Here is a 19,157-nt window from a genome sequence, read left to right as displayed (position 1 = left end):
CCATTACCCAAAAGCCGTTTTCGACAGGCTTTTGGGTAATATGTTCCAAAAACGGTCAAAGAGAGGCGGCCACAAAGGCCCCCTCCCTTCGCATTTCGTCGAATTACTTGACGTCGACCTTGGCGCCAGCGTCTTCGAGCTTCTTCTTGAGGTCAGCAGCTTCCGCCTTGGAAACGGCTTCCTTGACAGCCTTCGGAGCGCCTTCGACGAGGTCCTTGGCTTCCTTGAGGCCGAGGCCGGTGATGGCGCGGACTTCCTTGATGACGTTGATCTTGTTCGCGCCGGCATCCGTCAGGATGACGTCGAACTCGGTCTTTTCTTCTTCAGCAGCGGCAGCAGCACCGCCAGCAGCGCCACCAGCGGCAGCAACGGCTACCGGAGCAGCGGCAGAAACGCCCCACTTTTCTTCGAGCAGCTTGGAAAGCTCAGCAGCTTCCAGGACGGTCAGCGAGGAGAGGTCTTCAACGATCTTTGCGAGATCAGCCATTTTACTTTTCCTTTTGTTCGGTTCGAACCGGTTTTAGATACAACAGCGAAAATCCGCCTCAGGCGGCTTCGTCCTTCTTGGCATAGGCCGAGAACACGCGGGCAAGCTGGCTTGCCGGTGCTGCGACAACCGTCGCGACGCGGGTTGCCGGGGCATTGAGAAGGCCCAGCAGCTTTGCGCGCAGCTCGTCGAGCGAAGGCAGGGTCGCAAGCGACTTGACTGCTTCGGCGTTGAGCGTGGTTGTGCCCATGGCGCCGCCCAGAACAACGAGCTTGTCGTTGGTCTTGGCGAAATCCATGACGACCTTGGGAGCCGTGATCGGGTCAGCGCTGAATGCGATCAGCGTCTGTCCTTTGAAGAGATCGGTCATCCCTTCCGACTCGGTGCCCTGAAGAGCGATCTTGGCCAGGCGGTTTTTCGCGACTTTGACGGTGCCGCCAGCAGCGCGCATCTTCGAACGGAAGTCGTTCATCTGCGCAACTGTGACACCAGCATAGTGGGCCACGACAACCGAACCGGAAGCCTTGAAGACTTCGTTCAGCTCCGTGACGAATTCGCGTTTTTCCGCTCTTTCCACTGTCTGTCTCCAGTTGACAGGGTTGCTCATCGCAGCCCTGCCGGGTTTGCCTTTGTCACCTGGGATCATGCTCGATCCCAAGCAACGCTTAAGGATCCTGTCCCTTGGCGTTCCCGGATAGCCGGGTCTGACACAAGGCAAGCGAGGTTCGAACCGAATTTCGACGCCTACGGCGTCACTTGAAATCCAGATCTTACCCGTCTCATGCGGGCATGGTGATTAAGGTAGAACCACCCGCAATCTCGGACAGGAATTCCGGGCCGGAAGCCCGGATATTTCCGGCCTCGAAAGGCCGGAAATTCGATTTCGGGCCCAAGCCCCTGCATGTGTCCTTAAATCGGGTTCGATTTAAGGACAAAACATGCAGCAATTCAAAGCGCTACAGCGACCTTTGTGCGCTTAAAAAGCGCACGGCGCTGTAGAATTATCAGGCGACGCTCAGCGTTGCCGGGTCGATCTTTAGGCCGGGGCCCATCGTCGAGGAGATCGCCACGCGCTTGACGTAGTTGCCCTTGGCGCCGGTCGGCTTCGCCTTGATCACCGCATCTGCGAAAGCGCGGATGTTCTCTTCCAGCGCCTTGGCATCGAAGGATGCCTTGCCGACGCCGGCGTGAACGATACCAGCCTTCTCGACGCGGAACTCGACGGCGCCGCCCTTCGAAGACTTGACGGCTGCGGTGACGTCCATCGTCACGGTGCCGACCTTCGGGTTCGGCATCATGCCGCGCGGGCCGAGAACCTTGCCGAGACGGCCGACGAGCGGCATCATGTCCGGGGTCGCGATGCAGCGATCGAAATCGATCTTGCCGCCCTGGACGATCTCGACCAGGTCTTCCGCACCGACGACGTCGGCGCCGGCGGCCTTGGCTTCATCGGCCTTGGCGCCACGGGCGAAAACGGCAACGCGAACCGAGCGGCCGGTGCCGTTCGGCAGGTTGACGACGCCACGGACCATCTGGTCGGCATGGCGCGGATCGACGCCGAGGTTCATCGCCACTTCGATGGTCTCATCGAACTTGGCGGTCGCACGCTCCTTGACGAGCGTCACGGCTTCGGTGAGGCCGTAGACCTTCGCCGGATCAATGCCCTCGCGGGACTTCTGTACACGCTTTGCAATCTTCGCCATGGTCTTAGCCCGTCACTTCCAGGCCCATGGAGCGGGCGGAGCCCTCGACCATTGCCATTGCGCCTTCGATATCGGCCGCGTTGAGGTCCTTCATCTTGGCCTCTGCGATCGTGCGGATCTGGGCCTTGGAGATCGAACCGGCCTTCGCCTTGCCCGGGGTCTTCGAACCGGACTGGATCTTCGCCTCGCGCTTCAGGAAGTAGCTGACCGGCGGCTGCTTCATGATGAAGGTGAAGGACTTGTCCTGGTAATAGGTGATGACGACCGGAATCGGCATACCCTTTTCCATTTCCTGCGTAGCGGCATTGAACGCCTTGCAGAATTCCATGATGTTGATGCCACGCTGACCAAGCGCAGGACCGATCGGCGGCGACGGGTTCGCCGAGCCGGCCTTTACCTGCAGCTTGAGCTGGCCTGCTACTTTCTTAGCCATTTCTCTCTGCCTCTCTTTGCCCCGCCCGGCCAAGCCGGAAGCGGGAACTGTTCAGCCGGTTGCCCGGCTCCTTGCCGGTCGATGACCGGCGGCTGCGGTTGCGTGGTGCGGATATACCGGCCCGGCTAAGACCGGCTTCCTCCCACGCGCATGCGGATCACTCCGCCGGAACAGGTCGACACGTCAACCTGCCCAATTCAGTAAGCTTCGCTCTTTCAGACCTTTTCGACCTGGCCGTATTCCAGTTCGACGGGAGTGGCGCGGCCGAAGATCGACACCTCGACCTTCAGGCGCGAACGCTCTTCATCGACATCCTGGACGATGCCATTGAAGGAGGCGAAGGGGCCATCCGACACACGGACCTGCTCGCCGATCTCGAAGGAGACCGAAGGCTTCGGACGCTCGACGCCATCCTGGACCTGACCCAGAATCCGCTCCGCCTCATGATCCGGAATCGGCACCGGCTTGCTGTCGGTTCCGAGAAACCCGGTGACCTTCGGCGTGTTCTTGATGAGGTGGTAAGCCTCGTCCGTCAGATTCGCCCGCACGAGAACATAACCCGGGAAGAACTTCCGCTCCGCATCGACCTTGCGGCCGCGACGAACCTCGACCACCTTCTCGGTCGGCACGAGAATCTTCTCAAACAGATGCGACAGACCCTTCTGCCTGGCTTTCTCTTCGATCGATTCGGCGACTTTCTTCTCGAAATTCGAATAGGCGTGAACGATATACCAGCGCGCAGCCATGCTTCTCTCCACCCAGATCAAGCGCCAACGTTGAGGATCAGGCTCATCAGCCAACCCATCAACTGGTCCGCACCAAAGAAAAAGGCGGCGGCAAAAGAGACCATGACGAAGACCATCAGCGTCGAGATCGTCGTCTCGCGCCGCGAAGGCCAAGTCACTTTTGACGTTTCCGAGCGCACCTGCTGCAGAAACGTGAACGGATTCGTTTTGGATGCCATAAAATGCTCACGCCATTACGGCGCGTAAAGCCGATGTTTCAGCCCCACGCACCGCGTGTCTGTTTGGACCCTACATAAAGACCGATTCCGAAAACCACAAGAGCCGATCGGTCTTTTTTGTGAATATATAAAGACGGCTGCGCCGCCCTCTCCCACGCATTCTGGCCGAATTCTGACGACAGGGCAAGAACGGGAGACTGGCAGGGGCAGAGGGGCTCGAACCCCCGACCTGCGGTTTTGGAGACCGCCGCTCTACCAACTGAGCTATACCCCTAGACCAGAAACACAACCGAAACCGGATGCATCTCAAGTCTGCGGCTTCTTATTCAGTTTGCCGGATGCTTTCAAGCGCATTCGCGACAAAAGCGCAAAAAGTGCCAAGAAAATTTTCTCATGGTCCGCGCGCATCTCCGGCGCACCGACGCTAGGTGTCAAGCTTCACGTATTTCCGCCAGTCGTGCTCCTCCTTGAAGCCAAGGACCTCGCGGATCTTCCGGTTCGAGAGCAGCCCCTCGAACTCGCCGATCTCCCTGGTGAAGGGGACATTCGGATAGAAGCGCCTGGCAAGCTCGCGCGTCGGCGTGTTGGCCGATACCGTGTCGTTGCAGGCATTGAAGACCGCAAAACCGAGCCCGTCCTTCTCGATGCAGAGCTTGACGATCTGGCCCAGGTCCCGGGCATCGATATAGCTCCAGGCGATCCGTTTGCGGATTTCCGGATGAGCGAAATAGTGAGGGAAGCGCTCATATTCGTGCGGCTCGATGACGTTGCCGATACGCAGCGCGTAGATGTCGAACCCGGACCGCTCTGCAAAGGCACGCGCGGTCTTTTCGTTGACAACCTTGGAGAGACCGTAGGAGTCCATCGGATCGACGTCGTAGTCCTCCTCGAGCGGGAAGCTATGGAAGTCGCGATGACCCTCGGCAAAGCAGACGCCGTAGGTCGTCTCGCTGGAGGCGAAGATGATCTTGCGGATCCCGAGCTTCACCGCCGCCTCGATGACGTTATAGGTCCCCATCACATTGACCCGGAAGGTCTCGTTGTCCGGCTTGATGAGGATGCGCGGAATGGCGGCGAAGTGGACGACGGCATCGAAGGATTGCGGCCCCCTGCCCTGATCCATATCGGGAAAATCCCGATGCATCGACAGCGCGTTGAACATCTGGCCGCTGTCGGTGATGTCGGCGATCAGGTTGGTGACGCCGGGGCTGTCGAGCGGTACGAGGTCGACATTATGCACTTCATACCCCGCTTCGACGAGATAGGGTACGGCATGCCGCCCGGCCTTGCCGGCGCCGCCGGTAAAGAGAATCCGCTTTTTCACGATCTGCTCCTCCGCCTCTGACGACGCAGGAGCCTGCCATTCCGGCGAGACACATTCAAGTTTCGATGACGGCGAAACAATAGAAACGAAAAACCCCGCGATTGCCCGCGGGGTCTTCGAAACCGGTAGAAGCCGGAAATTAATCGACGATAGAGGCGACGATGCCGGCGCCGCGTGCAAATCGCGCTAGCGCGCCACTTGCACCCTTTCTGCTGCAGTCGGCAGCTTACGGCATCGCCCTTGCGATCGTTACTCGACGATCGAGGCGACGATGCCGGCGCCGACGGTGCGGCCGCCTTCACGGATAGCGAAGCGCAGCTTCTCTTCCATGGCGATCGGCACGATCAGCTCGACGTCGACCGTCACGTTGTCGCCCGGCATCACCATTTCGGTGCCTTCCGGCAGCGTCACGATGCCCGTCACGTCCGTCGTGCGGAAGTAGAACTGCGGACGGTAGTTGGTGAAGAACGGCGTATGACGGCCGCCTTCTTCCTTCGTCAGGATGTAGGCTTCGGCCTTGAACTTGCGGTGCGGCTTGACCGAACCCGGCTTGCACAGAACCTGGCCGCGCTCGACGCCGTTGCGGTCGACACCGCGCAAGAGCGCACCGATGTTGTCGCCGGCCTGGCCCTGGTCGAGCAGCTTGCGGAACATTTCAACGCCCGTGCAGGTCGTCTTCGTCGTCGGACGGATGCCGACGATCTCGATTTCCTCACCCACCTTGACGATGCCGCGCTCAACGCGGCCGGTGACGACCGTGCCACGGCCGGAGATCGAGAACACGTCTTCGATCGGCATCAGGAACGGCAGGTCGACCGGACGTTCCGGCGTCGGGATGTAGGCGTCGACCGCAGCCATCAGCTCGCGGATCGCGTCTTCGCCGATCTTCTTGTCGCTGTCTTCGAGAGCGGCGAGCGCCGAGCCCTTGACGATCGGAATGTCGTCGCCCGGGAATTCGTAGGACGACAGCAGTTCGCGCACTTCCAGCTCGACGAGCTCGAGAAGCTCGGCGTCGTCAACCTGGTCGACCTTGTTCAAGAACACGACGATCGCCGGAACGCCGACCTGGCGGGCCAGCAGGATGTGCTCGCGAGTCTGCGGCATCGGGCCGTCGGCGGCCGAAACCACCAGGATCGCGCCGTCCATCTGCGCCGCACCGGTGATCATGTTCTTGACGTAGTCGGCGTGGCCGGGGCAGTCGACGTGCGCATAGTGGCGGGCCGGCGTCTCGTATTCGACGTGCGCCGTCGAAATGGTGATGCCACGGGCCTTTTCTTCCGGCGCAGCGTCGATCTGGTCATACGCCTTGAATTCGCCGAAGTACTTGGTGATCGCTGCCGTCAGCGACGTCTTGCCATGGTCAACGTGGCCAATCGTGCCGATGTTGACGTGCGGCTTGTTGCGCTCGAATTTGCTCTTTGCCATGGGTACGCTTCCTGTGGTCAAATACGATTGATCAGCCGGCAGGGCCGGTTTGTGCAGCCGTTTAAGGGTTTCGCGGCATTTGCGCAAGACTTAATTGCGTCCGCCCGGACGGCAAGGTCTCAGCCGAATTTAAAGTCTATGGCGAAGCGCCGCCGCGCCGGCACAGACAGATTTGCCAAAGCCGAAAAATTAAACGATGTCAGGGGTATCCGCCACCTTTCTAAAGCCGAACGGCAAGTGGCTGGAGCGGGTAGCGGGAATCGAACCCGCGTATTCAGCTTGGAAGGCTGCTGCTCTACCATTGAGCTATACCCGCGGGCCTTCGATCCTGAAGCAGAATGGTGGAGGGAGTTGGATTTGAACCAACGTAGGCTGAGCCAACGGATTTACAGTCCGTCCCCTTTAACCACTCGGGCATCCCTCCATTTTTCTGTCGGGATCAATCGACCAAGCTTTTGAGATCGTAGAAGAACCGGCGCCATTTGGTGCCGCCTTGCGATCTGCGCCGGGTATATGACCGCCAGCCTTCCTCCTGTCAACAGAGCGAAACGGAAAATTTCAGAATTTCTCCACAGGCGTCGACGACCACGGTTTTCCGAAACCATTTCCAAGACCGAACGAACCTCTCTATAAGACGCGCATGAGCAAGGACAAGAGCGGCGACAAGAGCGCCAGAGACAGCCACTACGCCACTCTCCGGCGCGCCCATCGCGACGCCCGCCGCGAGCGTGGCGAGATTCCGACACCCCGTCCCGACAAGCGTCGGAAGCTGCCGGCCGACTGGAAGCCGCCGGCGCTCGCGCCCGATGAGGTGTTTCTCTATGGCCTGCATACGGTTCGCGCCGCCCTGGACAATCCGGATCGCACCATCATCCGGCTCAGAGTAACGCAGAATGCGGCGGCGCGGCTGGAACTCGGTGATCTCTCGGCTCTCCGCTTCCCCGTCGAAATCGTCACGCCGCAGGATCTCGACCGGGCCCTCGGGCCGGATGCCATCCACCAGGGCGTCATGCTGGAGACGCGGCCGCTGCCGCACCGAAAGCTCGAGGCGCTCAGCGATTGCCCGTTGATCCTGCTGCTCGACCAGGTGACTGATCCGCACAATGTCGGCGCGATCATGCGCTCGGCGGTCGCCTTCGAGGCTGGCGCGTTGATTACCACCATGCGCCACAGCCCGACCGAATCGGGCGTACTCGCCAAGTCTGCATCCGGCGCGCTGGAGCTCATCCCCTATATCCAGATCACCAACCTCGCCGATACGATTGAAGAACTGCACAAACTCGGTTTCCAGACGATCGGCCTCGATTCGGAGGGGCCGCAACCGCTGGAGGACACTTTCTCGGGCGGGAAGGTCGCTCTCGTGCTGGGATCGGAAGGCAAGGGACTGCGGCAGAAGACGCGACAGACCGTCACGGCGCTCGCCCGTCTCGACATGCCGGGCGCCATCAAGTCGCTCAACGTTTCGAACGCCGCCGCGATCGCCATGTACGCCGCGCGCCAGCACCTCAAGGGTTGAGGCGTATCAAAGCGTTGGGACGCCGCTCGCGGTCATCAGGGCCGTCGGACAGCCATCACGCACCTTTTTCCAGGTCGTGACGTTGAGGTTCATCTCGCAACGCGCCATGTAGGAGATGCCGCCGACACGGATGCAGGCCATCTGGCCGAGTTCGTATTTCGTGCCGTCGCGGTTGCGGCAGGTGCAGCGCCGGTCCGGCGGGGACGCAGCCGCGCTTTCGGCCACCATGCCGGCAGCCGCCAGCGACAAGGTCAAAACCTGCAATGCGACCAGGCTTTTCATAGCGCCAGAATAGCGCAAAACGGGCCGATCAGAAACGAAGAATGCCGGCTGCTTGCGCAACCGGCATCCTTCCGCAACAGACCGGCACTTATATTGGAGCGGGATGCGGGCGGAAAACCGCGAACACTTTCCTCACCCCGCTCCGGCGCCGGCCGAACTGATGATTAGCTCGCGAGCCGCAGAACGTCGCCCTCAGCGATCGTCTTTTCAGCTTCGGCAATGGCGAACTGCTTCTGGTCTGCACCCAGGTTCAGGCCTTCGGCACGGACGAATTCGACATCGGTGATACCGAAGAAGCCGAAGACCGTGCGCAAATAGGCTTCCTGGTGATCCATGGCCGCGGCCGGCCCGGCAGAATAATGTCCACCGCGCGTCGAGGCGACGATGACCTTCTTGCCCTTGGCGAGACCCTCCGGGCCGGCTTCGGTGTAGCGGAAGGTCTTGCCGGCGACGGCAAGGCGATCGATCCAGGCTTTCAGCTGGCTCGGAATCGAGAAGTTGTACATCGGCGCGCCGACGACGATCGTGTCGGCGGCAAGGAACTCATCGAGCATCTGGCGGCCGGTCCGGACATCCGAAGCCAGCGCCGGATCGACACCGTCGAGGTCGGCCGGCGCCATGATCTGCGCGCCGGTCAGATGCTGCAGGCGCTCGGAGACGAGGTCGCGGTAGATCACATTCGCATCGGGCCGGTCAGCCTTGATCTGCGCGACGATTGCCGCCGTCAGGCGGCGGGAAACCGAATGTTCTCCGAGGATGCCGGAGTCGATGTGGAGGACGTTCATGGGAGGCACCTTTGTTTCGAGTTGCGGTGCACAACATATGATTTGAAAACAATCACCGGATAAGACGGCGAATAATTGACATTCCGTTTCCCGAGGGAAACAATCTAAGCAAGCTAGAGCGAATGCGAGCGCCTCCTCGTCCGCTCTGATGGAGGCTCGAATGCAGGACCTGAACGATATCGCCCTCTTCGCCGCCGTCGTGAAGAACAACGGCTTCAGCGCCGCCGCGCGCGACCTGAACATTCCAAAATCCAAGCTCAGCAAGCATGTGGCGCGGCTGGAGGACCAGTTGGGCGTGCGCCTTCTCGAACGTTCGACGCGCAAACTGCGCGTCACCGAAATCGGTCGCGTATTCTACGAGCATGCCCAGGGATTGCTGGACGGCGTTGCGGCCGTGGAAGCCGAGATCGCCGCGGTGCGCGGCGAACCGACCGGCGTCGTGCGGCTCGGCTGCCCGCTCGGCTTCACGCCGATGCTCGCCGACATTCTTCCCGGCTTTCATCGCCGCTACCCGGGAGTCCGGCTGCTGATAACGGCGACGAACCGGCGCCTCGACATGATCGAGGAACGATTCGACGTGGCGCTGCGGGCGCGCGACCAGCTCGACACCGACAGCCAGCTGATCGTGCGCAAGTTCGGCGAGGTGCGCTCACGGCTGGCCGTGAGCCCGACACTTCTAGCCCGCCTCGGAGAGATTACCACTTCCAATCTGTCCGAAATGCCGACGCTGTCGATGAACGAGCAACACGGCAATGACGTCTGGCGCCTCTTTCACACCGATGGCGGATCGATGGAGATCGCCCACCGGCCGGTGATCGGCTGCAGCGACTTTGTCATCCTCGAACGCGCCGCGATCGAAGGCATGGGGATTGCGATGCTACCGGACCACATCTGCGAGCGTGCCTTCCGCACCGGCGTGCTCGTCCCGGTGCTTCCGGAGTGGACGTCCGGCAACGTCATGGTCCACCTCGTCTTCCCCTCGCGCCAGGGCATGCTGCCGGCGACCCGCGCGCTGATCGATTACCTCGCGGAGAACCTGATCAAGGCCATGGAACGGTGCCGGGAGGTGGATCCGCGACCGGCGCAGTCATTCGATATTTGAGGGGATGCAAAACATCGATCGGCCGAGGCGGCGTCGTGGCAGGCTTACCGAAAGTTTTGAAGAATGGTGCCCCCAGAGAGACTCGAACTCCCGACCTACTGATTACAAATCAGCAAAAGTGACATTTCGTCGCCGTTCAGGACGATTCAGTCCACAGTTATTTTGCCCTTGAAACCCTTGTAGCCATGGGCTTTTGGCCGTTCACATGCTTTCATCAGAATCCGTGACCGCCCGTCGATTTTTGTTACCCCGTAGTTACCCCGGATGCCAGCAGCAAAACCACTGACCGTAAAATCCATCGAAGCCATCAAAGCCGGAAGTTCCAGGCGGGAGATCCCGGACGGCGCCCTGCAGGGCTTATATCTGATCGTGCAGACGACAGGGGTTAAGAGTTGGGCGGTTCGTTACCGCCATGCGGGCAAGCCGCGAAAGATGACGCTGGGGGGATTTCCTGCAATCAGTTTAAGCGATGCACGCGAGGAGGCGCGCAAGGCGTTACGCATGGTCTCGGAAGGCAGAGACCCGGCAACCGAGAAGGCAGAGCAGGAGCCGAAGCGGCCGGCGCATATGGATCTGATGCCAGCGCTATTGGACGAGTTTGTCACTCGCCACGTCGCCGTAAAAAATCGGCCGTCTTACGTGAGGGAAAGCAAACGCATTGTCGAAAAAAACCTGAAACCGAAGTGGAAACAGAAGCTCGTCAAAACCGTGACCAAACGGGACGTGCTTAAACTGCTCGACGAAATCGTTGACCGCGGCTCACCTATCATGGCCAATCGCGTCCGGGCCCTGTTGAGCAAGTTTTTCGCTTGGGCCATGGAGCGAGACATAGTTGATGCCTCCCCGGTCGTGTCGATCAAGGCGCCGTCGGAAGAGAAGACGCGCGATCGGATACTGACAGACGAGGAAATCCGCTTCCTGTGGCTTGCGGCGGAGAAGCTTGCATACCCGTTCGGCCCCGTCGTGAAATTGCTGCTCCTGACTGCTCAAAGGCGAACGGAAGTCTCCGACGCCCTGTGGGATGAGTTGGAGCTTGAGGGCAATAATCAGCTTTGGGTTATCTCGGTCGATCGGGCAAAGAACAAGAAGGAACACTTCGTCCCGCTCACGGCATCCGCTTTGGAAATCATCGAGGGGCTGCCGAAAATTAAGCCCGCCGAGGATGAGAAGGCAAAGCCGATCTACCTGTTCACCACGACCGGCAAGACCCCAGTCTCGGGCTTCTCTAAGGCGAAAACCCAGCTCGACGGGGAAATGCTCGCCATCGCGAGGAAGGAAGCCGAGGAGCGCGGGGAAGATCCGGAAGGTATCTCGATAGAGCCTTGGACCTACCATGACTTGAGGCGCACCGCTGCCAGCGGCATGGCTCGGCTAAGCGTTCCCGTGCACATCGTGGAAGCTGTGCTTAATCACCGATCCGGATCGATCAAGGGCGTTGCCGCAGTTTATAACCGATATGATTATGCGGAGGAGAAGCGCGCCGCTCTGACCGCGTGGGCCGACGAAGTTCTGAGGTTAGTAGGGCGCGCTGCCCCTGAGGCGGGCGCTTTCTAGGATGACGCGGAGGGCCATCATATCTATCGCCGAATTGAAGCGTATGGCTGAAGTCGCAAACTCCGAAGGTGTTACCGTTGAACTAGAGCGTGACGGAGCGATTGTCCGAGTAATGCCATATCAGCCACCGCAGATGCTCAGTCAAAAAATGTCGAGGGAGGAGCGCGCGGAAGCGGAACTCGCACGATGGCTTGCGAACGAGAATCGAGGAAGTAGAGGCGTATGATTCCAACTGACGACATGAACGAGCCGCTTCTGTACACGAGCGAGCAAACGGCAGGGATGCTGAATATCTCCACCAAGACCCTGCGTGAGTTCGTGAAGGCTGGCGAAATCGCCTATGTCCCTTTGGGTGTCGGCCGCACGCGACCGCGCCTTGGCTTCCATCTGGATGACATCCACGATTTTATAAAGCGCAGGCGGACACGAGACTGCCCCCCAGCGCGCCCTGCCAGGCGCAGCATCGTGAAGAGTGTCAATAGTCTTGAGCCATACGGGTTTATGGAACGATTTACAGAGATGAGGGCGGAAAAGGAGGAGCGCAAGCGAATGGCAGCATTGGCTAAGCTGTGGAATGAGAACAAGTGACCGCGCGGGCGCCCATCAAACAGGCTGATCTCAATCGCCTGGCCGCTGTGGCTAAGCGGAACAACATAACGATAGAAGTCGAAGCCGAAGGATATACGATCCGGCTGCATCCAAACTCAGCTGCGCAGCCAGAAACGGTTGACCTGAAACCAGAAGAGTTCACGTCATTGGCCGAATGGCAGGCGTGGAGAGAACGAGAACGTGCTCGTGAAGCTCGAGGAAAAGCGCCAGCGCCACAGCGAGATTCCGCTTGGGACATCCCGTGGGAAGACATCCCGCAAGAGCCAATCCAGCCACCTCTAAACTGGAGAGAGCGGAAGGCCATGGACTACCTGATGGCGCATGGTCCCGAGGTCCGGGTCGACTGGTACGCCCTCAAGGATTATGGCTCCCACACGCAAAAGAAATTGGAAGAGCGTGGCTTTGTCGAGGCCAGCTCGGAAACCGACCGCTACGGTCACCCAGACCAGATCTGGCTAACCAGTGCGGGGGTGAAGGCGATGCGAGACCAGCGCGCACACCGGGATAAGTACCCATGCCTGTAGATCTCAATCCACCCGAGAAGCACGAGGGCAAACCGGTAGAGAGATCCGATCTGCCAGCAGGGCGAACTCCCGAAGAGGTGGCCTACCACTTCGGAATTTCACCTCGCAGAGTGCGGCAGATGGCGCGCGAGCTAGGGGCGTGCCGTATTTTCGGCAATCGAATGTTTCTGCTGCCAGCCGACGTTGAGACTCTGCTGGAAGCAGCGAAGCCGAAACCCAAACCTGTCTACCAACGGAGGGGCCACTCTGCGGATCTTGCCGAGCTTCTGGCGCTGCGAAAACAGATGGAGAGAGAAGAGGCCGCGCGAAAGAAGAAGTGAGTTTCGGCTGCAATCCCATAGGCCTCACCACCGTATTCATCGCCGAACTGATCAGAGCTGCGAATGAGGCAGACCGACTGACGTCGTTCGAGATCAAGGGTCTTCTCAATCGATCGATCGCCACGATACGCGACATGCGCGAGCAGAGGGGCAGCCGGTGGCTTGCCGTGGGAGTTGGAAGAAGTCGATCCGTCGAGTTCTGAACGCATTACCGACTGCACGGCTCATTCTGAGCCAAGCGAGCGGTCTTCAGATTTGAGGAGAGCCCCCGTGGATCCGATGTGCTCTGCGTGAAGACCACCGCACGACCGCCACTGGGTGGCGGCATAATGTGCTTGGTCGAAGCATTCCGTCCACATCGATAAGTAAAAATTAACGACGAAGCCGCAACCTGTAATAGGATCCTGGAGCGGCCATCATGAATCAATTGTGGTTCGGAGATAACCTCACAATTCTTCGAGAAGAGATTGCGACAGAAAGCGTCGATCTCGTCTACCTCGACCCGCCCTTTAACAGCAACGCAAATTACAATGTACTGTTTCGCACTCCGGCAGACGAAGCTGCGAGCGCTCAAGTTGAAGCTTTTCGAGACACATGGACATGGGGAGCAGAGGCCCAGTGGGCCTTTGACGAAATAATGCGAGCCGGTGGAAGTATTGCCGCCATCGTGAATGCACTGCACTCAGCATTGGGCGAGAGCGATATGATGGCTTATCTCGTCATGATGGCGCAGAGGCTGCACGAGCTGCGACGCGTTCTCAAGCCAACCGGTTCTCTTCTCCTCCACTGCGATCCTACTGCAAGTCATTACCTGAAGATTATTTTGGATGCCATCTTTGGACCCGAGAGGTTCTCAAACGAGATTATTTGGAAGCGCACGATGGGCAAAGGCCTAATGACGCGGCGTCTCCCGACAAATCACGACGTTATCCTTTGCTATGAAGCTACGGCAGATCGCAAATGGAACGGAGAGAGCCTCTTCATACCTTATGATTTGGAGAATGTTCCTAAGTCCATAGCAGAGAAATACACAATGGAGGACGGCGACGGGCGCCTGTACCAACTCACCAGCCTCATCAACCCCAGTCCTGATCGTCCTAACCTAACATACGAGTTCATGGGTGTGACACGCGTTTGGCGGTGGACGCGCGACCGCATGGAAAACGCTCGACAGGCGGGCCTGATCCATCAATCTGCACCAGGTCGCGTGCCGAGACTGAAACGCTATCTCGATGAGCAGCGCGGGATGCCGCTAGGGGACGTTTGGTCCGATATCCCACCGTTGAACTCTCAAGCGCGCGAGCGCCTTGGCTACCCCACTCAGAAGCCAGTTCGCCTTCTTGACCGGCTCATAAAAGCCATGACCGATGAGGGGGACGTCGTGCTCGATCCATTTTGCGGCTGCGGCACCACAGTTGCCGCCGCGCAGAAATCCCAGCGCCATTGGATCGGCATCGACGTCGCCTACCACGCGATCAAGGTGATAGAGGAACGATTGGCCGCATTAATGGGAGGAACAGAATACACCCTCGGAGGTATTCCGCGAGACTTCGCAGGTGCTGTGCGCCTCGCTCAACGGGACAAATATCAATTTCAGTGGTGGGCGAACTATCTTGTCGGGGTGCAAGCCTTAAAGGAAGTCAGGAAGGGGCCAGACAAGGGGATCGACGGCCAGATGTATTTTATGAATGGGCCACGCGGATGGGGACGCATTCTGACATCCGTTAAAGGTGGTCAGCACGTTGGCGCTAAGGATGTACGTGAATTTAAGGCAGTAATCGAGCGTGAGCGGGCTGAGATGGGGCTATTCATTTGCCTCAATCAAGGGACACGCGAGATGAAAGCGGAAGCTGCTTCCTTCGGTTTCATAGAGACGGCGCATGGTCACTTGCCGCGTCTGCAGATAGTAGCGGTAGAAGAGTGGTTCAGAGGCGTTCGCCCAGTGCTGCCGTCATTGGGGCACGTTTCGCGAGACTTCTTCGAATCTGAGAACCGTCAGAAGAAATCGAAGACTCGCCACCCCGACCCGAACGCACCCGAGTTCGCATTCACGTTCACAGGCGGAAAGGCCGGGGATGCGGTTGTCCACTTCAATCCTACCGTCGTTCGAGCAGATCCCATATGATCCGCAGCGCGCCGAAACCTATATGACTGCGATCGAACAATGCGCTTCTGAAAGCCGTCGTCAGCGGCCGAGGTTGAAAACCGTCGTGTCATCCACCCGCTCCCTAATCCCCTTAAATGAGAGGTGCCGCAGCTTCCCGTCCAGCGTCCAGGCGCGATACTCCACCTCAGCGACGAGCACCGGCCGCGTGAACACGGCACCCTTGCGCCTCAGCACCACGTCCGGCTGATCGGTCCGAATCTCGTCGAGCAGCTCGCGCAGCTTCACCGATTCGCGATAAGTCCAGCCGGTCCCGCGAGCGGGGCTTTTTCGTGGCGCGTAGTCCCGGGTTTTTCTTCCGCCGTACCCCATTTCGGCGGGGGCCATTCAACACGTAGCAAGGAAAGGGGACGGCCCTGCCAAACGCCGGTCGATGGCGGGACGAACTCACCACCCCCGATTGATTGGCAATGAACGAGGGGAAGCGTATAATCTTTCCTGCCGGTAGCGTCTGGCCCACGTCAAGCGACGACAAAGCTTGATTTGCGGTATCTCCAATGGGTTTTAAAAGGTTCATTGGAGGAGCCACCCGCTACCGGTTCTCGGAAGGTCGGGTTTGCCCGGCCTTTTTTGTTGCCGCATACAACGCACGTGCAACGCTTGTGAAACGCAACCTGGCGACAAAAAGAAAACGCCCGCTTGTCCGGCGGGCGCGTGAGCAGAGCACCAACTCTCTGGGAGGAATGGTGGACGGCAAGTCTATCCCTCGTTACCCGCTTTAGCGAGTCGAGCGTGGGCGTTTGGAAAGATATTCCATCACCATTTGGCGGTCGGGACCGACTTCGCGGATCGCCTTGAGCACCTCTTCCCTGGTCTTATTCGTGGCCTTCATGAGGTAGGCAATCTCGTGCTCTTGCGTTGAAACAAACTCGCTGTCGCGGCCCATCTTCTTGAGAAAGTCTGCCATTCTTCCCTCCTTGCATCCCAAAAGAAGGTAGGCATGATTTATCACCCGGCAAGGTGGTATTAGAGGGGAAACGGATACCGCCCGCATCACCGCACGCGATGGCTTCAGTAACCCGATCGGGCGACTCTCCTATTTGTCCCCCTTGCGATTGCCCCGTTTCAAACACATCTTTTTATTTCAGCATCAATCGCTGGCGAACAGATCCATCTCGCTTTCGCCCCAAGCCAAGGGAGTTTGCGTCATGCATCGTAAAGACTTCCAATCCCTACCCCTCTCGCCTGATGACCTCGACATGCTCAAAGGCATCTTCGACAGCGAACTTGAGGCCAGACACATCCTACCCGGCAGCACGCAAGCTGACGAACTCGCCCGAACGCTCATAGGAATGTTCCAGCGAGGCATCCGGACAGCGGACGCTCTGAGGGAAATGATCAAGGCTTGAAAGAGTCCGGGCGAAAAAGAGCCCGCAAGGAGGGATAAGTCCACCGCGGGCTCAAGTTTTATGGCCAGTCATGTTTGGCTATCCAGATCGTGACAGAACGGCAGAAGGTGTCCAGTAGGACATTGCGGCTAAATCATTGCTGACCTTGATGAATCGCCTTGCACCGTATTCAATAGCTAGTTTGGGCGGCGCCCCTAATCCTTGACTGCAACGTGCGCTGTGCGACCCTTCGACCTCTTGGTTGTAGTTGCGTTGGAGAGTAGCGATGCGCGTCGCATGCTCGATGCTGGTTTTCCTGCTGGCTGCGCCAGCCATGGCTGAAGAATGCAAGCCTGACATCAAAGCCGCCGACGGCTACTTCTCCGAAGCTTTCGCGGCGATCTACAACCACCAAGGCTTTGCCTGGGCTTGCGCTCCCTACATCGGCGACGATCTGGCGAAGAGCAGCATCGTCCACATTGAGGGGCTGCTGGAAGCCTGTGGAGCCGGTCGCAATGAGGCAATCATCCAGGCCGACAAGGTCAACGCCAAGGCCAAGGACGCCGGGGAAAGCAGCGGAACCATCCAGAAGATGGAGGCGATCAATGCGACGCGCCAAGAGGCGATGATCGCGTGCTCGCAGCTCATGGATGAGGAATTTCAGAAGTTCCGCGTTGCCCGTGCCAAGATGCTGAAAGCGGAGTGCGTGGAATGATGACCTTCGACGACGACGTTGAGGCGGCGCTGGCCCTCGCCTGCGAAGAGCTCCAGATGACGCGGGACGAGATAATCCGCCTCATCATGCGCGAGTGGCTGGAGGGATATGGGTTTCTGACCGTCCATGAGTTGGACGAGGGTAGCGAGACAGGGGGCAGTGCGTGAGCGGCTTTACTGACGAAGAACGAGCGGCCGAGCTAAAGCGCCGCGACGATGCCATTGGATTGGAAGACGAAGCCAGAGAAACAGCGTGGCGTAGGGCCAAGCTGCAGCGGGCAGACACAAGATGCCTCCACTGTGGCAACCCAATGAGCTCGTGGGGGGCCACAGACCCCGAAAATCCTTTGTGCGACATCTGCCTTTGACGCGCTCGAAGACGGGCGCTATGTCATGCAATCGACACGATCGGCGGTTACACAAATCCCATCTGGCCATTGACCACGGATGTACTGGCAATGGCACGAAGGCGACGAAAGGTCGGGTTCAGCCCGGCCTTTTTTGTTGCTTCTGAGTGCCCGGCCGGATCTGACCAACCTGCGTTAGTAATTTTCGCCGATCATCTCCATGATCTCGTCAGGTGACTCGTTAACCTGAAACATCACGCAGGTCCCGTTATTGGGTGCGAAGGTGACGAGAGTGGTGCGCCGCTTGCCCTCTACCCGCTGGAAGTGTGTAACAGTGTCCATGTTGATGAAAATCGGCCCATTGCTGTCGTGTAATTCGACCCACATGGATTGGTCCTCTCTAAAGTTCGTTAGTTAGATCTAAGATAGCACCAAACGAACCGGGCTGGGCACGGTACCCGGCCGTCCTGATCACTCAAAAAATGGCGCTCCAGTTTTCACGGCGACCGTTGACTCCCGGCACAGTGAGAACATAATAAGAACCTTCATCGGCGTTGCGGCCGCCAATCTAAAAACCTGTGGGGCAAAGGACTCTGTGCGTGCGCGGAGAAGGAGCCGTCATGTCTGCTGAGAAGCAAACTTCCGACATCGAGGAATTTGACACGTGGATGGATGAGGTCGCGTCGGCGCTTGCCTGGCATGACGGCGACGCGGAAGCGACGATCCGGACACTCCTCGCCGACTGCAAGCATCTACGCGAGCAACTGGCATTGGCTCAAATTGCGATGGGCATAGGCTTCACCCGCGGCTGGTCGCCCTGCCCAGAGCGTCACGATGAGGTGACGAGATGAGCGACGAGCAAGGCGCGGCCAAGCACGACTCGACGCTCTACGTGCACTATTGCGAGCATCCCGGCTGCAAGAAGTGGGGTGCCTTCGGGTTCGCGATCGGCAAAGCGGAGCCGAGCTGGTTCTGCCTCGAGCACCGTCCAGAATGGAAGCCGCGCAATGCCTAGAGCTGGTGCCTGGTGGCTGTCCGAGTTTGTCGGACGCAAGATCCAGATCGAATGCGAATGCGGCGTGAAGAAGCAGTACGACGCGCGGGCAATGCTCAAGCGGATCGGAGACCGCTCTATGCCTACTTTGTTGACGGAATTGGCAATCGCCAACGGCTGCGTGAAAACGGGCAACAAGTTTTATGATCGTTGTCGACTGGTCTATCAACATGCGCTGCCTGACCAGGATAACAAGCTCTCCCGATGGAACCGGCCGACGGTGCGGCGCCGGCCGGCTCTCCCGAGGAGATCACCTTCGCAAACCTTCCGGAATGGTATGACCTGTTCTGCAGCTGCCGCAGATGCGGCCGTGAAAGCCGGATCGATCGGCGCGCGCTGGCTCGGCGGTTCGGGGCAACGCGGCCGATACTCTCTCTTGCGCGGTACCTGCACTGCACGAAATGCGGCAACAAGGACGGAAACATCGTCAAGGTTGGCAGAATCCGCCGATGACGCGGCCGTTCTTGACGTCAACCTTCCTATGTGCCCACTGCGGCACGGATTTTGAATTTGGACGACTCA

General features: G+C 59.0%; 26 protein-coding genes and 3 tRNA genes. 13 read left to right on the top strand and 16 right to left on the bottom strand.

The features are described from left to right. Positions 1–103: 103 nt before the first annotated feature. The 11 genes from rplL to NGR_RS17110 all read right to left on the bottom strand — a co-directional run bounded on the left by rplL (position 104) and on the right by NGR_RS17110 (position 6,760). A complete protein-coding gene (gene rplL, locus NGR_RS17160; protein ID WP_012707747.1) occupies positions 104–487 on the bottom strand; it encodes a 50S ribosomal protein L7/L12 in 384 nt (127 codons plus the stop codon). A gap of 58 nt (positions 488–545) precedes the next feature. Continuing rightward, positions 546–1,064: a 50S ribosomal protein L10 gene (rplJ, locus tag NGR_RS17155; protein ID WP_037402238.1), complete on the bottom strand. Its 519-nt coding sequence runs from the start codon at positions 1,062–1,064 to the stop codon at positions 546–548. Between the two features lie 427 nt (positions 1,065–1,491). Next, positions 1,492–2,190, bottom strand: coding sequence for a 50S ribosomal protein L1 (gene rplA / locus NGR_RS17150; RefSeq protein WP_012707744.1), 699 nt, complete (start codon positions 2,188–2,190; stop codon positions 1,492–1,494). 4 nt (positions 2,191–2,194) lie between these two features. Continuing rightward, positions 2,195–2,623: a 50S ribosomal protein L11 gene (gene rplK / locus NGR_RS17145; protein ID WP_012707743.1), complete on the bottom strand. Its 429-nt coding sequence runs from the start codon at positions 2,621–2,623 to the stop codon at positions 2,195–2,197. A 215-nt stretch (positions 2,624–2,838) separates the two neighbouring features. After that, entirely contained in the window at positions 2,839–3,369 is a 531-nt protein-coding gene (gene nusG, locus NGR_RS17140) for a transcription termination/antitermination protein NusG (protein WP_012707742.1), read from the bottom strand. A 17-nt stretch (positions 3,370–3,386) separates the two neighbouring features. Continuing rightward, the gene (gene secE / locus NGR_RS17135) at positions 3,387–3,587 is read right to left on the bottom strand and encodes a preprotein translocase subunit SecE (RefSeq protein WP_012707741.1); all 201 of its coding nucleotides are present in this window, start codon (positions 3,585–3,587) and stop codon (positions 3,387–3,389) included. A gap of 198 nt (positions 3,588–3,785) precedes the next feature. Next, positions 3,786–3,861, bottom strand: a tRNA-Trp gene (locus NGR_RS17130). Positions 3,862–4,011: 150 nt separating this feature from the next. Next, positions 4,012–4,911, bottom strand: coding sequence for an NAD-dependent epimerase/dehydratase family protein (locus NGR_RS17125; RefSeq protein ID WP_012707740.1), 900 nt, complete (start codon positions 4,909–4,911; stop codon positions 4,012–4,014). A 249-nt stretch (positions 4,912–5,160) separates the two neighbouring features. Continuing rightward, positions 5,161–6,336 carry an elongation factor Tu gene (gene tuf, locus NGR_RS17120; RefSeq protein ID WP_012707739.1) on the bottom strand — a complete coding sequence of 392 codons (1,176 nt, stop codon included), beginning with the start codon at positions 6,334–6,336 and terminating at the stop codon, positions 5,161–5,163. A 242-nt stretch (positions 6,337–6,578) separates the two neighbouring features. After that, positions 6,579–6,652 (bottom strand) — tRNA-Gly (locus tag NGR_RS17115). A 23-nt stretch (positions 6,653–6,675) separates the two neighbouring features. Then, positions 6,676–6,760 (bottom strand) — tRNA-Tyr (locus NGR_RS17110). Between the two features lie 216 nt (positions 6,761–6,976). On the opposite strand from NGR_RS17110, the gene NGR_RS17105 reads away from it, so the two are divergent. Next, entirely contained in the window at positions 6,977–7,852 is an 876-nt protein-coding gene (locus NGR_RS17105; protein ID WP_012707738.1) for a TrmH family RNA methyltransferase, read from the top strand. Between the two features lie 6 nt (positions 7,853–7,858). Here NGR_RS17105 and NGR_RS17100 read toward each other — a convergent pair whose 3' ends face one another. Next, on the bottom strand, positions 7,859–8,134 hold the full coding sequence (locus NGR_RS17100) for a hypothetical protein (protein WP_164924276.1): 276 nt from the start codon (positions 8,132–8,134) through the stop codon (positions 7,859–7,861). Positions 8,135–8,298: 164 nt separating this feature from the next. Then, positions 8,299–8,919 (bottom strand): FMN-dependent NADH-azoreductase, encoded by a 621-nt coding sequence (locus NGR_RS17095; RefSeq protein ID WP_012707736.1) that lies wholly within the window; start codon positions 8,917–8,919, stop codon positions 8,299–8,301. A gap of 160 nt (positions 8,920–9,079) precedes the next feature. Between NGR_RS17095 and NGR_RS17090 the strand changes: the two genes are divergently transcribed. The 6 genes from NGR_RS17090 to NGR_RS17065 all read left to right on the top strand — a co-directional run bounded on the left by NGR_RS17090 (position 9,080) and on the right by NGR_RS17065 (position 15,153). Next, a complete protein-coding gene (locus tag NGR_RS17090; RefSeq protein WP_012707735.1) occupies positions 9,080–10,021 on the top strand; it encodes a LysR family transcriptional regulator in 942 nt (313 codons plus the stop codon). Between the two features lie 264 nt (positions 10,022–10,285). Beyond that, positions 10,286–11,575 carry a tyrosine-type recombinase/integrase gene (locus NGR_RS17085; protein ID WP_012707734.1) on the top strand — a complete coding sequence of 430 codons (1,290 nt, stop codon included), beginning with the start codon at positions 10,286–10,288 and terminating at the stop codon, positions 11,573–11,575. A 222-nt stretch (positions 11,576–11,797) separates the two neighbouring features. Then, positions 11,798–12,163, top strand: coding sequence for a helix-turn-helix domain-containing protein (locus tag NGR_RS17080; protein WP_164924275.1), 366 nt, complete (start codon positions 11,798–11,800; stop codon positions 12,161–12,163). Next, on the top strand, positions 12,160–12,708 hold the full coding sequence (locus NGR_RS17075; RefSeq protein ID WP_012707732.1) for a hypothetical protein: 549 nt from the start codon (positions 12,160–12,162) through the stop codon (positions 12,706–12,708). The genes NGR_RS17080 and NGR_RS17075 overlap by 4 nt, the downstream gene beginning before the upstream one ends. Next, positions 12,699–13,028, top strand: coding sequence for a DNA-binding protein (locus NGR_RS17070; RefSeq protein WP_012707731.1), 330 nt, complete (start codon positions 12,699–12,701; stop codon positions 13,026–13,028). Before NGR_RS17075 ends, NGR_RS17070 begins: the two co-directional genes overlap by 10 nt. Positions 13,029–13,446: 418 nt before the next feature. Beyond that, on the top strand, positions 13,447–15,153 hold the full coding sequence (locus tag NGR_RS17065; protein ID WP_012707729.1) for a site-specific DNA-methyltransferase: 1,707 nt from the start codon (positions 13,447–13,449) through the stop codon (positions 15,151–15,153). A 60-nt stretch (positions 15,154–15,213) separates the two neighbouring features. Here the strand turns inward: NGR_RS17065 and NGR_RS17060 are convergent, their stop codons facing one another. Both NGR_RS17060 and NGR_RS17055 read right to left on the bottom strand, forming a co-directional pair. Continuing rightward, positions 15,214–15,519, bottom strand: coding sequence for a hypothetical protein (locus NGR_RS17060; RefSeq protein WP_012707728.1), 306 nt, complete (start codon positions 15,517–15,519; stop codon positions 15,214–15,216). A gap of 391 nt (positions 15,520–15,910) precedes the next feature. After that, positions 15,911–16,099: a DUF3606 domain-containing protein gene (locus NGR_RS17055; RefSeq protein ID WP_012707726.1), complete on the bottom strand. Its 189-nt coding sequence runs from the start codon at positions 16,097–16,099 to the stop codon at positions 15,911–15,913. A 241-nt stretch (positions 16,100–16,340) separates the two neighbouring features. On the opposite strand from NGR_RS17055, the gene NGR_RS17050 reads away from it, so the two are divergent. From NGR_RS17050 to NGR_RS17040, 3 genes are all read left to right on the top strand, one after another. Further along, entirely contained in the window at positions 16,341–16,541 is a 201-nt protein-coding gene (locus NGR_RS17050; protein ID WP_012707725.1) for a hypothetical protein, read from the top strand. 283 nt (positions 16,542–16,824) lie between these two features. After that, on the top strand, positions 16,825–17,235 hold the full coding sequence (locus tag NGR_RS17045) for a hypothetical protein (RefSeq protein ID WP_164924274.1): 411 nt from the start codon (positions 16,825–16,827) through the stop codon (positions 17,233–17,235). After that, the gene (locus NGR_RS17040; RefSeq protein ID WP_012707723.1) at positions 17,232–17,402 is read left to right on the top strand and encodes a hypothetical protein; all 171 of its coding nucleotides are present in this window, start codon (positions 17,232–17,234) and stop codon (positions 17,400–17,402) included. Before NGR_RS17045 ends, NGR_RS17040 begins: the two co-directional genes overlap by 4 nt. A 374-nt stretch (positions 17,403–17,776) precedes the next feature. Here NGR_RS17040 and NGR_RS17035 read toward each other — a convergent pair whose 3' ends face one another. Continuing rightward, positions 17,777–17,968 (bottom strand): hypothetical protein, encoded by a 192-nt coding sequence (locus NGR_RS17035; RefSeq protein WP_012707722.1) that lies wholly within the window; start codon positions 17,966–17,968, stop codon positions 17,777–17,779. A 233-nt stretch (positions 17,969–18,201) separates the two neighbouring features. Between NGR_RS17035 and NGR_RS17030 the strand changes: the two genes are divergently transcribed. The 3 genes from NGR_RS17030 to NGR_RS33155 are packed head-to-tail and all read left to right on the top strand — an operon-like array spanning position 18,202 to position 19,143. Next, on the top strand, positions 18,202–18,432 hold the full coding sequence (locus NGR_RS17030; RefSeq protein WP_012707721.1) for a hypothetical protein: 231 nt from the start codon (positions 18,202–18,204) through the stop codon (positions 18,430–18,432). Further along, on the top strand, positions 18,429–18,596 hold the full coding sequence (locus NGR_RS32385) for a hypothetical protein (protein WP_165447152.1): 168 nt from the start codon (positions 18,429–18,431) through the stop codon (positions 18,594–18,596). Before NGR_RS17030 ends, NGR_RS32385 begins: the two co-directional genes overlap by 4 nt. Beyond that, on the top strand, positions 18,589–19,143 hold the full coding sequence (locus NGR_RS33155) for a hypothetical protein (protein ID WP_012707720.1): 555 nt from the start codon (positions 18,589–18,591) through the stop codon (positions 19,141–19,143). Before NGR_RS32385 ends, NGR_RS33155 begins: the two co-directional genes overlap by 8 nt. Positions 19,144–19,157 lie beyond the last annotated feature (14 nt).

Origin of the sequence: Sinorhizobium fredii NGR234 (genome assembly GCF_000018545.1) — a bacterium.
GTDB lineage: Bacteria > Pseudomonadota > Alphaproteobacteria > Rhizobiales > Rhizobiaceae > Sinorhizobium > Sinorhizobium fredii_A.
This window is presented reverse-complemented; position numbering and strand designations above follow the sequence as displayed.